General features: G+C 37.7%; 16 protein-coding genes and 1 riboswitch. Of the genes, 8 read left to right on the top strand and 8 right to left on the bottom strand.

What is annotated here, in order from left to right; all coding sequences use genetic code 11:
* Positions 1-389: CotG/ExsB N-terminal domain-containing protein (locus ACRPLY_RS06415; protein ID WP_432231681.1), on the bottom strand; the 389-nt coding region annotated here is incomplete at its 3' end.
* Between the two features lie 168 nt (positions 390-557).
* Between ACRPLY_RS06415 and ACRPLY_RS06410 the strand changes: the two genes are divergently transcribed.
* From ACRPLY_RS06410 to ACRPLY_RS06390, 5 genes are all read left to right on the top strand, one after another.
* Entirely contained in the window at positions 558-1,646 is a 1,089-nt protein-coding gene (locus ACRPLY_RS06410) for a CotH kinase family protein (RefSeq protein WP_028414071.1), read from the top strand.
* A gap of 142 nt (positions 1,647-1,788) precedes the next feature.
* Entirely contained in the window at positions 1,789-2,880 is a 1,092-nt protein-coding gene (locus ACRPLY_RS06405) for a hypothetical protein (RefSeq protein WP_028414070.1), read from the top strand.
* Between the two features lie 69 nt (positions 2,881-2,949).
* A complete protein-coding gene (locus ACRPLY_RS06400) occupies positions 2,950-3,612 on the top strand; it encodes a hypothetical protein (RefSeq protein ID WP_028414069.1) in 663 nt (220 codons plus the stop codon).
* 166 nt (positions 3,613-3,778) lie between these two features.
* Positions 3,779-3,896: riboswitch (SAM riboswitch) on the top strand.
* A 71-nt stretch (positions 3,897-3,967) separates the two neighbouring features.
* The gene (locus ACRPLY_RS06395) at positions 3,968-5,113 is read left to right on the top strand and encodes a trans-sulfuration enzyme family protein (RefSeq protein ID WP_099330770.1); all 1,146 of its coding nucleotides are present in this window, start codon (positions 3,968-3,970) and stop codon (positions 5,111-5,113) included.
* Positions 5,097-6,278: a trans-sulfuration enzyme family protein gene (locus ACRPLY_RS06390; protein ID WP_048018481.1), complete on the top strand. Its 1,182-nt coding sequence runs from the start codon at positions 5,097-5,099 to the stop codon at positions 6,276-6,278. The genes ACRPLY_RS06395 and ACRPLY_RS06390 overlap by 17 nt, the downstream gene beginning before the upstream one ends.
* Positions 6,279-6,312: 34 nt before the next feature.
* Here ACRPLY_RS06390 and ACRPLY_RS06385 read toward each other — a convergent pair whose 3' ends face one another.
* The 4 genes from ACRPLY_RS06385 to ACRPLY_RS06370 form a co-directional block, all read right to left on the bottom strand.
* Complete coding sequence (locus ACRPLY_RS06385) at positions 6,313-6,579, bottom strand: hypothetical protein (protein ID WP_028414066.1); 267 nt, start codon at positions 6,577-6,579, stop codon at positions 6,313-6,315.
* Positions 6,580-6,641: 62 nt separating this feature from the next.
* On the bottom strand, positions 6,642-7,301 hold the full coding sequence (locus tag ACRPLY_RS06380; protein ID WP_099330771.1) for an SIMPL domain-containing protein: 660 nt from the start codon (positions 7,299-7,301) through the stop codon (positions 6,642-6,644).
* Positions 7,302-7,401: 100 nt separating this feature from the next.
* Positions 7,402-8,880, bottom strand: coding sequence for a sodium/proline symporter PutP (gene putP, locus ACRPLY_RS06375; protein WP_028414064.1), 1,479 nt, complete (start codon positions 8,878-8,880; stop codon positions 7,402-7,404).
* Positions 8,881-9,172: 292 nt separating this feature from the next.
* Positions 9,173-9,718 carry a YhcN/YlaJ family sporulation lipoprotein gene (locus tag ACRPLY_RS06370; RefSeq protein ID WP_033578433.1) on the bottom strand — a complete coding sequence of 182 codons (546 nt, stop codon included), beginning with the start codon at positions 9,716-9,718 and terminating at the stop codon, positions 9,173-9,175.
* A 111-nt stretch (positions 9,719-9,829) separates the two neighbouring features.
* Between ACRPLY_RS06370 and ACRPLY_RS06365 the strand changes: the two genes are divergently transcribed.
* The 3 genes from ACRPLY_RS06365 (at position 9,830) to ACRPLY_RS06355 (ending at position 10,773) form a co-directional block, all read left to right on the top strand.
* Positions 9,830-9,997 carry a hypothetical protein gene (locus ACRPLY_RS06365; protein WP_165573336.1) on the top strand — a complete coding sequence of 56 codons (168 nt, stop codon included), beginning with the start codon at positions 9,830-9,832 and terminating at the stop codon, positions 9,995-9,997.
* 279 nt (positions 9,998-10,276) lie between these two features.
* Entirely contained in the window at positions 10,277-10,480 is a 204-nt protein-coding gene (locus ACRPLY_RS06360; protein ID WP_013056130.1) for a cold-shock protein, read from the top strand.
* 104 nt (positions 10,481-10,584) lie between these two features.
* A complete protein-coding gene (locus ACRPLY_RS06355; RefSeq protein ID WP_028414062.1) occupies positions 10,585-10,773 on the top strand; it encodes a hypothetical protein in 189 nt (62 codons plus the stop codon).
* 270 nt (positions 10,774-11,043) lie between these two features.
* Here ACRPLY_RS06355 and ACRPLY_RS06350 read toward each other — a convergent pair whose 3' ends face one another.
* The 3 genes from ACRPLY_RS06350 to ACRPLY_RS06340 all read right to left on the bottom strand — a co-directional run bounded on the left by ACRPLY_RS06350 (position 11,044) and on the right by ACRPLY_RS06340 (position 13,430).
* On the bottom strand, positions 11,044-11,355 hold the full coding sequence (locus ACRPLY_RS06350; protein ID WP_028414061.1) for a DUF6509 family protein: 312 nt from the start codon (positions 11,353-11,355) through the stop codon (positions 11,044-11,046).
* Positions 11,356-11,515: 160 nt separating this feature from the next.
* Entirely contained in the window at positions 11,516-13,027 is a 1,512-nt protein-coding gene (locus ACRPLY_RS06345) for a diguanylate cyclase domain-containing protein (protein WP_432231680.1), read from the bottom strand.
* 151 nt (positions 13,028-13,178) lie between these two features.
* Positions 13,179-13,430 carry a hypothetical protein gene (locus ACRPLY_RS06340; protein WP_013056134.1) on the bottom strand — a complete coding sequence of 84 codons (252 nt, stop codon included), beginning with the start codon at positions 13,428-13,430 and terminating at the stop codon, positions 13,179-13,181.
* Positions 13,431-13,547: the final 117 nt, after the last annotated feature.

Here is a 13,547-nt window from a genome sequence, read left to right as displayed (position 1 = left end):
CGGCGAGTAGAACGACGAGAGCGGCGAGTAGAACGACGAGAGCGGCGAGTAGAACGACGAGAGCGGCGAGTAGAACGACGAGAGCGGCGAGTAGAACGGCGAGAACGGCGAGTAGAACGACGAGAGCGGCGAGTAGAACGGCGAGAACGGCGAGTAGAACGACGAGAGCGACGAGTAGAACGACGAGAGCGACGAGTAGAACGGCGAGTGCCGCGAGAAGAGCGACGAGTACCGCGAGTAGAACGGCGGCTACTGCGGCCAGTGCTACGAGAAGAGCGACGCTTTCTTGTTAGTGGACCAGCAGTTGGCTCTTGAAACATAAAAGATTTCAGTTCTGTACATTCTAGGGCTTCAGCAGCTTCTTTGATTTTTTCAGGTGTAATATGCAATACAAAAACCTCCTTGTCAATTGGACTAGGTCTTGCATTAATAGAATACGCGCTAATGCTTGTCCTTGATATGAGTCAAAAGTGGAGTTTGCGCAAATAGTTGATGCTGCGGGGTATCATGGAGAATTTACCCTTCATATACTTTAATAATTGAAGAAAGGTGGTCGAATCATGAATCAAAAAGAAATCCCTCAATACGCTCTGTTTGTAAATGTAAAAGATTTAAAGGAAATGCAAAAAGATATTTGGTCAGAAGAAGCGGTTCAGGCAACGATGAAGTTTAACAAAAAACGCTACGATATTGATTTGCTGCTAAGAGGCTCCCACATTCGGAAGATGAAGAAAAAGTCATATTATATTGAATTTTATTCTCCAAAAATATTTCAGCGCGCCAAAGAAATACACCTAAACGCCGAATACAAAGATCCATCGCTTATGCGCAACAAATTGTCTCTCGATTTTTTCTCCTCTTTAGACGTTTTATCTCCTCACTCTCAGTTTGTCACTCTTAAAATTAATGGGAAAAATGAAGGAATATATCTTCAGCTCGAATCGGTAGATGAACTATTTTTGAAAAAAAGAAATTTAGCGGATGGATCCATATTTTATGCAGTGGACGGAGATGCTAATTTTTCTTTGATGAGCGATTTGGATAAAAGGCCGAAAACAACTTTGTTATCTGGATATGAAAATAAAGCAGTGAGAGAAGGGGATGCGGAAAAATTAGAAAAGTTTATATTTAATCTTAATACGTGGACAAATACAGAATTCGAACAGAATATTGAGAAGTACTTGAACGTCGACCGCTACTTATCTTGGTTAGTCGGTATTATTTGTATGCAGAATTACGACGGTTTTGTCCATAACTATGCCTTCTATCTAAATCATGAAAGCGGGCGCTTTGAACTGATTCCATGGGATTATGATGCAACTTGGGGAAGAGATGTAAATGGAAAAGTAATGGAAGGAGACTATGTCCGCGCACAAGGATTTAATACGCTTACAGCTCGCTTACTGGCGGTGAACAGCATTAAAAAACGATATATTCAAAAAATGAACAATGTTCTAAATAATCAATTTACGATAGAATACATGAAACCAATCATTTATCAACTGCATGAGTATATTGCTCCTTATGTATTAAAAGATCCTTACGTAAAAGATAACTTGGAGCAATTTTATAAAGAACCCGAATTTATGCTGTCTTTTATAAAAGAACGAACAGCGTATATTAAAAATAACATTTTGACTTTTTAAAAAGAGATAGATTTATAGGCAATTTATAGGCAACAGTGGATTTTGTTAATAATAGGCAAATGCAGGAAATCAATAGCTGTACATGATACGTATATATACAGTATGAATGACCAATAAGGATAATCAATAAGGAGGAAAAACAATGAGTAACTATTACTACGACCAAAATCAAGATCAAACTCAAAATGCAAATCGTAGTCGCGCTCGCAAAGTTCAACAAGCTGAAAGCACGGGCTACTCTGCCCATTTTAAACCACTAAAAGGGAGAGTAGTGACTGTATATCGCGGGGGGCCTGAATCTAAAACGGGATATTTAATTGACGTTCAATCAGATTATTTAACACTTGCTCTTGAAACAAATCAAAATAACAACCAGCAAAATAATCAGCCGGCTCAGCTTATTCCACAGCAGCAGTATACATTTATTTATTATCAGCTTGCCCATGTTAAAAGCATTACAGAGGATACGAAGTCTAATTCGGCACAAACATTTTCTGGATTTAATAGTGAAGTAGAACTTCACAGAGCTAACACATTTGCAGGTACTCTATTATTAATGAAAGATAAGCAGGTGCAAATAAATCAAGGTGGTCCAGAGAAGAAAGTGGGTAAAATCCTTGACGTATTAGGCTCATTTGAATCTGCGTATGTCGTATTATTAACAGAAGATGACGGCGTCGTTTATATCAATGTAGAGCATATAAAGAGTGTAAGTGAAGTTGTAAGCAAAAATACACCTGTTGTTCCGCAAAATCCATTATTAGTTGAAGAAACACCTGATTATATCAAAGCGAAAAGTTTTAATGAACTGTTTGAAGAGTTTTCACATAGATGGGTAGCTATTAACGGTGGAGGCCCAGAGGCTGTGGAAGGTGTATTAGTTCAAAGCCGCAGTGGAAACTTTACTCTTGTACAAAATAATCAAGTTTTACGTTTACAACCAAGACACGTAAAAACCATTGCCTTAGGATCAAAAGGATCTTTCAAGCAAAATGAAGAAAATTCTGAGCAAAATGGAGATACAAATGAAGAAGATTCTATGCAAGAGTCAACTACAGTAGATAGAACCGGAGGTCGCACGGATGGCCGTACTGGAGACCGTACCGGAAGACGTACCGGAAGACGTACAGGAGGTCGCACAGACGATCGCTCGGGAGGACGCCGTACGGGTTCACGCTCTTCAACACCAGGTGAAAAAGTTATTAAAACGAAAAATTATCGTTGGAAAGCATGACGAACTGGAACGTAAAAGGTGCTTATAAAGCACCTTTTCTATCATATAGGAAAAAGGAGGAGAATGAGAATGAGTATGAATCATTATATTGATAAAATTGTTGAAGTCGATATATCAGGGAAAACAACGTTTATAGGAAAACTTGTTGATCTCGGGTTAGATGTAATGGTTTTATATAATGGACATGATTATTTGTATATTCCTCTTTTACACATACATCGCTTGCGAGAGGTTTCAGAAGAAGATTATACACCTTTACGAACCATAGAAGAGAACTTAATAGAAGAAAGTCAGCGGATTTCTTATCGTAATATTTTACAGCAGGCAAAAGGAAAATTTATTGAAATTTATGTAACAGGAGGAAAATCATTGCATGGCTATATTACAAGCGTGCTGAATGATTATCTTGTGTTTTATTCTCCAGTATATAAAAATGTCTTTGTTTCTTTACATCATTTGAAATGGCTTACCCCTTATAGTAATGAGTTAACCCCTTATTCTTTAAGTGACAAAGAGCTCCCAGTAAGGCCTGCCTCTGCACCTTTTGTCAGAAACTTTGAAGAGCAGCTTAAAAAATATGAAAATCAACTGGTCGTATTAGATTTAGGGGATCAATCAGAAAAAATTGGCGTACTTAAAGAAGTTTCTAATAATATTGTTGAACTAATTACGGCAAATGGAGAAAGTATGTACTGGAAGTTAGCTCACGTAAAATCTGTGCACTTGCCTTAGAAAAAGAGACCTTGGTGTCGTCTCTTTTTTTATGTGCTTATCAGGACAAGTATATTGAATAAACAAATGAGATGATTTAAATTTTTTAGAAAATTATGTTGACAATAAAGAAAATCTTTATTAAAGTTAGTAACAACAAACGTTAACCACCAACAATTATATAGAACTCTTATCAAGAGTGGCGGAGGGACTGGCCCTGCGATGCCCGGCAACCATCAAATGAAACATTCATTTGAACGGTGCTAATTCCTGTGGAACATCAGTATTGTTCTAACAGATGAGAGAAATCGTGTATAAACGAACACTCTTCCATCTGTGAAGAGTGTTTTTTATTTTGAGTTAAGGAGAGAAATAGATGAAAATTGAAACTTTATTAGTTCGTTCAGGAGTAGGTCGTGACCCTTCAACAGGTTCTATTACAACACCCATTTACCAAGCATCAACATTTGCTCATCCTGCTTTAGGGCAAAGTACGGGATTTGACTATGCACGTACGGCAAACCCTACTCGTACAGCATTGGAAGAAGCAATTGCTGCTTTAGAAAAAGGCGAAGTAGGAGTAGCATTCGCTTCAGGAATGGCGGGTGTAATGGCAGTTTTAGCACTATTTAAAAACGGAGATCATTTAATTGTATCAGAGGATTTATACGGAGGAACGTACCGAGTACTAAATGAAATCTTTTCAGAGCAAGGAATTACTGTTTCGTACGTCAACACAGCCCATCTCGAGCAAGTAAAAGATGCGCTTCGTCCCAACACGAAAGCTCTATTTATTGAAACACCTACAAATCCAATGATGCACGTGACTGATTTGCCAGAAGCAATTGCGTTAGCTAAACAGCATGATTTGCTTACTATCGTTGACAATACATTCATGTCCCCTTACTATCAGCGTCCTTTAGAGCTCGGAGCAGATATTGTGATACATAGTGCAAGCAAATACATTGGGGGTCATAATGATGTAGTTGCTGGTCTTGTAGTCGCTCGATGTAGTAGCTTAGGAGAGAAAATTCGTTTTTATCAAAATGCAGCTGGGGCAATCTTAGGTCCACAGGATAGCTGGCTGTTATTGCGCGGTATTAAGACGCTAGCGCTTCGTATGGAAAAACATAACGAAAACGCACTGAAAATTGCAAATTGGCTTACTGCTCATGATCTCGTGGAAAAAGTGTATTACCCTGGTCTTGAAACACATCCGGGCTATGAAATCATGAAGAAACAAGCAACTGGATTTGGAGGCATGATTTCTTTTGCTGTCTCACACCCTAACATCGTGTCAGTACTTTTAGAAAATGTTAAAGTTATTACATTTGCAGAAAGCTTAGGAGGCGTGGAAAGTTTAATGACATTCCCAGCTCGTCAAACACACGCTGATATTCCGGAGGAAATTCGAAATCGTGTCGGAGTAACAAACTGTTTACTTCGATTATCAGTTGGAATTGAGCACGCAGATGATTTAATTAAAGATTTGAAGGAGGCATTTGATGCATACCAACAATAATAAACATAGATTTGGTACGAACTTAATTCATGCAAATACAGGAATTGACGGTCATTTTGGAGCGGTTAACGTACCTATTTATCAGGTATCTACATTTAATCAAGAAGATGAGACGAACAACGGCCGCTATGACTATTCTCGTTCAGGAAACCCAACGCGTGAGGCTTTAGAAAACACTATTGCTCAGCTAGAAAATGGATACGCTGGTTTTGCTTTTTCATCAGGTATGGCTGCTATTTCATCGGTGTTATCTATTTTTGAATCAGGAGATGAAATTTTAGTTTCACACGATACGTACGGCGGGACATATCGTGTATTAACACGACTATTTTCAAAGTTTGGTATCAAAACAACTTTTGTTGATACAACGAAGGTTGAGAAAGTAGAAGAAGCTATCACAAAAGATACGAAGGCTATTTATATCGAAAGCCCTTCAAATCCATTTTTACAGGTAACGGATATTAAAGCAGTAGCAAGTTTGGCGAAGGAGCACAATCTCCTTACAATTGTGGATAACACGTTTTTAACACCTTATCTACAGCAGCCGATTGACCTTGGTGTAAATATTGTCATTCATAGTGCTACAAAATATATCAGCGGCCACAGTGACGTCATTGGCGGTTTAGTTGTAGTAAGCGATGAAAAGCTAGCGGAAGAAGTAAAGTTTGTACAAAATGCTTTTGGTGCTATCTTGGGGCCACAGGATTGTTTTTTACTGCTTCGAGGCATTAAGACATTAAAAGTTCGTTTAGATCAGCAGTTAAAAACAGCGCTGCAGTTTGCAAAGTGGCTTGAAGAACAATCTCTAGTGAGCCGTGTATACTACCCAGGCTTAAAAAGTCATCCGGACCACAAACTCATTTCAGAACAAGCAAATGGATACGGAGCTATGATTTCTTTCCAAGTGCAGGATGAAGAAGTAGCACGACATATTTTACAAGGAGTCAAATTAGCTTCAATTGGAGTTAGTCTAGGTGCAGTTGAATCCATTCTCACGCATCCTGCAACAATGTCTCATGCAAGTATCCCAAAAGAAGTACGTGAAGAAAAAGGAATTACTGATTCACTTCTTCGCCTTTCAGTAGGGCTAGAGGAATTCGAGGATTTGAAGCAAGACTTTAACGCTGTTTTTCAAAGCTTAGAAGAAAAAGCGTTAATTAAATAAAAAAAGGACTTCCATTAAGGAAGTCCTTTTTTTGTTATATACAGCTATCTAAAAGGTTTGTGTATAGGGACGTAAGCGCAACTTTTTCATCAGAGGAAAGACTGCTGTTTAGAATTCTTTTTATGCCAAGATGATATTTTACATACGGTGTTTGCCGAACGCGTGGATGAGTCATTTCATCTTTTAAATCTTTCAGAATGGCTTCGTGAAGCTGATCTTCACTTGTCAGGGCTTGTTTAGAAGCGAAAGAACGGTTCAACCATAGGGTCTGATAAGCTGCTAGTAAATGTTCAGAAGTCATTGTGCAAAGAGCTCCTTTAGATTAGTTTCTTCATTATAATAATCTATAGTTTATCATAAGTATTAATACGTGTACGTAACTTTTACAGAAGCGGATACAGTCAAGGACTGAGCTTGGATAGGGGGAGAGGCTGCTAATAACTTAGGCGAGGAGCCAGATGACTGATAGACGGGGCCTTCTTCGATTAAAATGGGGATTTGGTTAATAGGGAGCTGCAGCGTGTTGGCAATGGTAAAGGCCTTTTCTTTAGCGTTAAGCAAAGCTTTACTTATCGCTTCTTGTTCATATTTATCATCATTTGTAACGTGAAATTGAAGATCTTGCGCTACGTTGGCTCCGCTTGAAAACGTAGCGTTATAAACATCGCCAGCTTGTTTTACATCTTGTACTCTTACTCTAAACAAATGCTGTACTTCGTATCCTGTAAGAGTCGATTTTCCATCGCTGTAATCATATTTAGGATTTATAGTGAATGAAGCTGTTTCAATTTGCTGGTCATTGATTCCAAGTTTTTGTATCTCTTGCAGCAGAGTATTTGAAACAGCTGAATTTTCTTTTAAGGCTTCTTGAACGTCTCGGTTTTCCGTGCGCGTTCCAATCGTCATGGAAATTTCATTTGGAATGGCTGAAGCACTTCCTTCACCAGTTACTTTAATTTCTCTATTTTGTGTATCTGCGCGCAGTGGCTGTGTAGGTTCATAAGGGAAATAAGAATGTTGCATGTAAAAACCCTCCTTAATCCGTCTTTAGTACATATATATGACTGCAGGGCTTGCATTAAAAGCAAAAAGTACACAAGTCGTAACTTGTGTACTTTTTTTACTATTTTGTATGCTGTTCTAATACGCTTTCCATGTTTCTAAATTGATCTTCTACAGCTTCTGAAGGCTTTTTTGTTAACAGACTTACTACAATAACAGCCAGCAAGCTTAAGAAAAATCCAGGAATCATTTCGTAAAGGGCATCTTTCAATGGAGTATTTACCCAAATTAATACTGTAGCTGCACCTACAATCATTCCTGCAAGGGCTCCCCATCTAGTCATACGCTTCCAGTAAAGACTTAGTAAAATGGCCGGGCCAAATGCAGAACCAAATCCAGCCCATGCGTATCCGACAAGTCCTAAAATCGTATCACTAGGCTTTAAAGAAAGCAAAATACCAATAATTGCAACACCTAAAACCGCAGCTCTTCCGACTGTTACAAGCTCTTTGTCAGAGGCTTTACGTCGGAAAAATGTTTTATAAAAATCTTCTGTAACAGAGCTTGCCGTTACAAGCAGCTGAGAAGAAATAGTACTCATAATCGCTGCCAATAAAGCTGCATATAAAAATCCAGTAATTAATGGATTAAATAAAACATCAGCAAATTTAATAAAGATTGTTTCAGGATCCCCAAGTTTCATCCCAGTTTGATCCACATAAGCAATTCCAACAAGACCCGTTAACATAGCGCCAATGATTGATAGGATCATCCAGCTCATACCGATACGACGGGCAGGCTTTAATTCTTTAATAGAAGAGATCGCCATAAAGCGAACGATAATATGAGGTTGACCAAAATAGCCAAGTCCCCAGGCTAAAAAAGAAATAATCCCTACTACGGTTGTACCTTTAAATAAATCAAGGTAAGTTGGATCGATATTTTTTACAATATCCATTGTTGTTCCAACGCCGCCTAAGTCAGTAAAGGCTACAATAGGCACTAAAACAAGGGCAATGAACATAATAACGCCTTGCACAAAATCTGTTAAACTAACGGCTAAGAAACCGCCGAACAGAGTATAGGCAATAACGACAGCAGCCGTTACAAATAGTCCTATTTGGTAATTTAAACCAAATGCCGATTCGAACAATCTTCCGCCTGATACCATACCAGCTGAAGTGTAAAGAGTGAAGAAAATAAAGATAACAATCGCTGATACTGTTCGAAGAACCTTGGCATGGTCCCCAAAGCGATTTTCAAAAAAGTCCGGAATTGTAATGGAGTCATTCGCTACTTCCGTATAAGTGCGAAGACGCGGAGCGAGGATTAAATAATTTAAATAAGCACCAATAGATAAACCTACTGCAAGCCATAAACTTGAAAGACCTGTCACGTACATGGATCCAGGAAGGCCCATTAACATCCATCCGCTCATATCTGAAGCACCTGCTGAAAGCGCAGTAACAGCCGGACCTAGTCCGCGTCCGCCTAGCATGTAACCCGATACGTCTTGAGTTGTTTTTGTGTAGGCATACCATCCTATTCCGAGCATTCCTACAAAATAAATGCCCAGTGAAATATAAACACCAATATCCACCAAATCTCCCCTTTATGCATTTTTTATGCATGAAACGAGCACTGCTCGCCATGCAAACATCTTATGGTTTCTAAAACTAACAAACTTTTCCCTTACTATCAACCCACAAAACCGTAAAATACATGAGGCGAAAATCCCCTATCCCTCTATAATAAAGAAATGAAAACGCTTTCAAAATAAAATAAAATAAAAATATTCAGAAACTTATAAGTGCATTTTTTATGCAATATTTTATGCAATGGGTAAAATAAAAAGAGCATTTTATAAAATGCTCTTTTGACATTCATGTATATTAGCGTGAATTTGGAAACACGCGGCGAACAACTTCTGAAAACTCGTCAAACAGTCCAGAGACTGGTTTACCCGTTTGAAGCTTGTCTACATATCCATTCATACGGTTTACAAAGTCGGGGTTTGTTGATACAAACACTCGATGAACACTGCCGTCGGCTTTTCGTACTTCGTGTGCGATCTTATGCTCCATATCTTTTGTGAGATTGCCTTCTTTGTTATCGTCTAATACAGCTGCTACATAAGCTGTATGGTCGGTTACGATTACGTTAGCATCTTTTACATTTTTTAACGCTACGATACGATCAGCTGCCACATCGGCTACTCTCATTCCGCCGGACTGATTGTACTGTTCTTTCTCATTACGCTGTACGTCTTGCGTATTATTTACGTCATTCATTTTCGTTTTATTGTTTCCATTTTCATATGTGACGTTGCGGACTGTATTATCGTCAATGACGCCATCTTTACCTTGATCTGCTGTGCTGCAGCCGAATAAAGAAAGGGTCGTCATGCAGCCTACAACAAACAAAAACGATTTCTTCATGATAGTATCACTCCTTATAAGTTTTAACCTTTCTTATAATTTGTTAAAAACGTGTGAAGCATACATGAAAAATATAAAAAAGCCTATACTATCGAAAAAGGAGGAATATGTATGAGTGAAATCCGACAAAGCATATTTGTGCTTCATACAAAAGAAGAAAACCATGAAGAAACAACAACGTTTGCGTTAACTTCAGAAGAAGCTAAGCTATTATTTGAAACTCTGCAAAATAAACGAAAAGAAATTATCGACGCCCATATTGATAACATGTTGACGTAAGGAAGGTAAATATCTTGTAAAACAGATGAGCCATATGTTAAAGGTGGCCAAATATTTGCATTCTACATATAGGTATAGTATAATGTAAACGCAACCAAATATAATTAATACTATGTTTTGACCATATACTCGAATTAGATTTAGTGAAAATTCACTTGTTATAAAGGAGATCTACTTCGCGTAGGTCTCTTTTATAATATGTGAATTTTTTATTTACGGTATAAATGTAAATATAGAGTAACATATTAAAATTTTTACATTTTTTGGAGGTTTTTTTACATGGCTACTACAGGTACAGTAAAATGGTTTAACAGTGAAAAAGGCTTCGGTTTTATCGAAGTACCAGGCGAAAATGATGTATTTGTTCATTTTTCAGCTATCCAATCTGAAGGCTTCAAAACATTAGAAGAAGGCCAAAAAGTTGAATTTGAAATCGTTGAAGGCCAACGTGGACCTCAAGCGGAGAATGTTGTAAAATTATAATTCAACGCTACATATGAAAGCTGCCGATCGGCAGCTTTTTTTGTGCGAATTTGTTTTATTTGTATGATTAAGAAAATAGATTAAAGTAGGGGAGAAGGGAAGGCGTGAGTTCATTTCATTGCTGTGCCACATGTCAACATTTTCAAAGCATTAAATTGGATAAGGGAATGAAGTATCAATGCAAGAGACTAGGCTATGAAACTCGTCCTGCTTATCAGTTTACATGCTGGGAACCAAAAGAAGTAGTTAAAAAGCTAATGGAAAAACGAAATCAAAAAGATATTGATACATAACGAAATCGATCCCATCTAAAGACGAACAAATGGAATGGATTCTCTAGTATGAATTGCTTGTTACATAGCTGTTGGTTTCCGTGCAAGACTGCGCTTTCCGCGGGCGGGCGCTGAGCCTTGCCCTCCAATCAACAGCTATAAGCACCTACATACATGAAACCTACGTTCACCATCACTACGAAAAAATCCGAACGAGTTGGATTCTCCATCAGGAATCTCAATTCATCGTTCGGATTTTTACTAAACTACTTTTGTTCCAGCCGCTTTTAATTATTCCTCTTTATCTGTCCCTTCCTCTGAAGGTAAATGCTTCCCGCAAAACTCTTTGACAGCTGCTTCTTCCTCTTCTTCTAGGTCGAAGTCTAATACTTTATTTGTTGAAACTTCGTAGAAATGAGTCTGGGCAATAGAAGTGTTATCTTCGCCTTTAATATATACTACGCGTAGTGCTAGGTCGCTGCCGGTATATAATTCATCCTCTTCTTCTACCTCAATGTATAAATGAAATTCATAGCGTTCACCTAGAAGGAGACCAAATGGATCCTGCAATTGTTCAGCTGTATATTCTTTAATTGTAAACATATGTACGTCCTTTCCATATATCAGTAAAATACTTGCATCATCTATTATAGTTTTTCTTTGCAAAGAAAGAAAGTGCATGCGTAATTCATGCACGGATTTATTCCTTGGTCATTCTATTTAGCGAATCTACTTGATGCGATGGCGCAAGGACTTCGATGATTTACTTAAAGATGGAAGAAACGCGCGTATGTTTTTGCTTATACATGGCAGCATCTGCTTTTTGAATTAATGTATCTAGGTTGGTGTCGTCTGAAGGCGCACATATAATAAACCCGTAACTCGCAGACAGTGCATATGGCTTCTTACATTCTTTCTTTTTATCTTCTAGCTGATTATTAATATTTTGCCATAGCTCGTGTACGTATTCTTCCGTTTGTTCAGGAGCAATTAATAAAAACTCATCACCTCCGTAGCGAAAGAGCGTATCATCCTTGCTAATATAACCACTAATTGATTCTGCTATTGTTTTAATAAGCCAGTCGCCTTCTCTATGACCGTATTGATCATTTACTAGTTTTAAGGAATTAATATCGATAAAACATAATACAAAAGATGTATCATTGGTTTTAGCTCTCAGCAGTTCCAGCTGCAGTTTTTCCATTCCGCTTCTTCGATTTAAAATTCCGGTTAGCATATCAGTTGAAGCGTGCAAGCTCAATTCATGCTCAACCGCTTTTAAATCGGTTATATCGGTAATACCTGCGAGTATGCAGCTTTCGCTTCTATACTCTAGTAATTCATAATTGATCATAACCCACTTAGAATCTCCATGTTCACGTGCTTCTAGGATATAGTTTTTTACATGCTTTTTTTGTTGAAGACGTTTTAAAATCTCCTCTCGATCTTCATCAGTAGGGTAGATTATAAATCCGTCTAGTTGATCAAGATCTTGAGAAGCAAGATTGTAAAAATGAATAGCTTTATTGTTAATGAGCAGCACTTTGTGGTCGGATAATCTCGTTAATAGTAAAGGATAGGGATTAATTTTGAACAGCGTAAAAAAATTATGTTCGCTTTCTTTTAGCTTTAAATGATTCATATATTCTTTGTGACGGTATGTATAGAGAATATATGAGATAAGCAAAGCGATAGCAACTGCTGCAGTTGTATTGATCTGCTTTGAAATAAGAGAAACAGAATCCGGTACATATCGTGATAAGCCATATAGTAAAAAAAGATGGTTAGGAATAAAAATAATGCACAGATGTTTTAATTTCATAGGACATAAAACAGCTGTGGAAATCAAAAGCATCATATAGACGTCTACGCGACCTGTGAAAAGCTGGCTGTTAATAGTAGAAAGTGCTGCAGCAAATACGTAATAAAATATATAGCCATATACCATGGTGCTTAAGTAGTTAGCAAATCGCTCTTTTCTTTTACTAAAATAATAGAAGAATAAATAAAGAGAAGAGAGAGCGAAACTAGTGAAATGAATACCAATTAGTGTATGTCTAAACTGAGATGTCCCCGCATGTTGAAGTAAAGAAAACCCTATATAAATATAAAGAGGGTAGGAAATGACAAGAGCAAGTGAAACTAGCTTGACTCTTTGTTGAAGCATTTCTGTATTCGTTTTATCGAACATTTTATCTTCATTAACTTCTCTTCCTGAAGGGAAACGAAATTTCTTCAGAAAGGAGAAAGGTAAAAGCGAAAGAAGAAATGACATGACCATCATCTCCATATCTTTTTTTAGGTATTTTAGCATGTTTGTATAAGAAAAGACATGAATTTTTTAGATGAAAATGTCTGCTTTTCCATCAAGAAAAAGCACTAAGAGTTATAGGAGTAAAGGTGAGACCAAAGGGCCCCACCTTTTTTTATTGAAGTTTATTTGATTCAGCATGCCGTACAAACATGGTTTCATCTTCTACTAAGCCGCAAGCTCCGCACTGAATGCGTTTTTGGGGTCCGTTATAAGCAGCGTGAAAGGCATCGAGCGTATCGTTTGTGTATTCTTCTACGACATCTCCGCTTCTTGGGTCCATTTTTACAGGTTTTGCATTTTGTTCAATGATATTAAAGCGCGTTCGATTTGTTTTGCAGCTGGGGCAAAGATAAGGGCTTCCCATTTTTAACATCTCCTTGAAAAATTTACTGTATTAATACCATGTCCGAATCCACCAAAAACATACAAAAACTTATGGTTTTCTATCGAACGTTCATTCGTTAAAATAGAAGCAGGTGAT

It is taken from the genome of Priestia sp. TGN 0903 (assembly GCF_050846855.1).
Taxonomy (GTDB): Bacteria; Bacillota; Bacilli; order Bacillales; family Bacillaceae_H; genus Priestia; species Priestia zanthoxyli.
Note: the sequence above shows the minus strand (reverse complement) of the source record. Positions and strands in the feature narration are given on the sequence as shown.

What these genes read in the sequence shown, in the direction of transcription:
- ACRPLY_RS06360 (WP_013056130.1), top strand. Translation starts at nt 10,277, where the DNA reads ATGGCTACTACAGGTACAGTAAAATGGTTTAACAGTGAAAAAGGCTTC.
- ACRPLY_RS06350 (WP_028414061.1), bottom strand. Translation starts at nt 11,355, where the DNA reads ATGTTTACAATTAAAGAATATACAGCTGAACAATTGCAGGATCCATTT.
- ACRPLY_RS06385 (WP_028414066.1), bottom strand. Translation starts at nt 6,579, where the DNA reads ATGACTTCTGAACATTTACTAGCAGCTTATCAGACCCTATGGTTGAAC.
- ACRPLY_RS06370 (WP_033578433.1), bottom strand. Translation starts at nt 9,718, where the DNA reads ATGAAGAAATCGTTTTTGTTTGTTGTAGGCTGCATGACGACCCTTTCT.
- ACRPLY_RS06380 (WP_099330771.1), bottom strand. Translation starts at nt 7,301, where the DNA reads ATGCAACATTCTTATTTCCCTTATGAACCTACACAGCCACTGCGCGCA.
- ACRPLY_RS06405 (WP_028414070.1), top strand. Translation starts at nt 1,789, where the DNA reads ATGAGTAACTATTACTACGACCAAAATCAAGATCAAACTCAAAATGCA.
- ACRPLY_RS06345 (WP_432231680.1), bottom strand. Translation starts at nt 13,027, where the DNA reads ATGTCATTTCTTCTTTCGCTTTTACCTTTCTCCTTTCTGAAGAAATTT.
- ACRPLY_RS06390 (WP_048018481.1), top strand. Translation starts at nt 5,097, where the DNA reads ATGCATACCAACAATAATAAACATAGATTTGGTACGAACTTAATTCAT.
- ACRPLY_RS06365 (WP_165573336.1), top strand. Translation starts at nt 9,830, where the DNA reads ATGAGTGAAATCCGACAAAGCATATTTGTGCTTCATACAAAAGAAGAA.
- ACRPLY_RS06400 (WP_028414069.1), top strand. Translation starts at nt 2,950, where the DNA reads ATGAGTATGAATCATTATATTGATAAAATTGTTGAAGTCGATATATCA.
- ACRPLY_RS06395 (WP_099330770.1), top strand. Translation starts at nt 3,968, where the DNA reads ATGAAAATTGAAACTTTATTAGTTCGTTCAGGAGTAGGTCGTGACCCT.
- ACRPLY_RS06340 (WP_013056134.1), bottom strand. Translation starts at nt 13,430, where the DNA reads ATGGGAAGCCCTTATCTTTGCCCCAGCTGCAAAACAAATCGAACGCGC.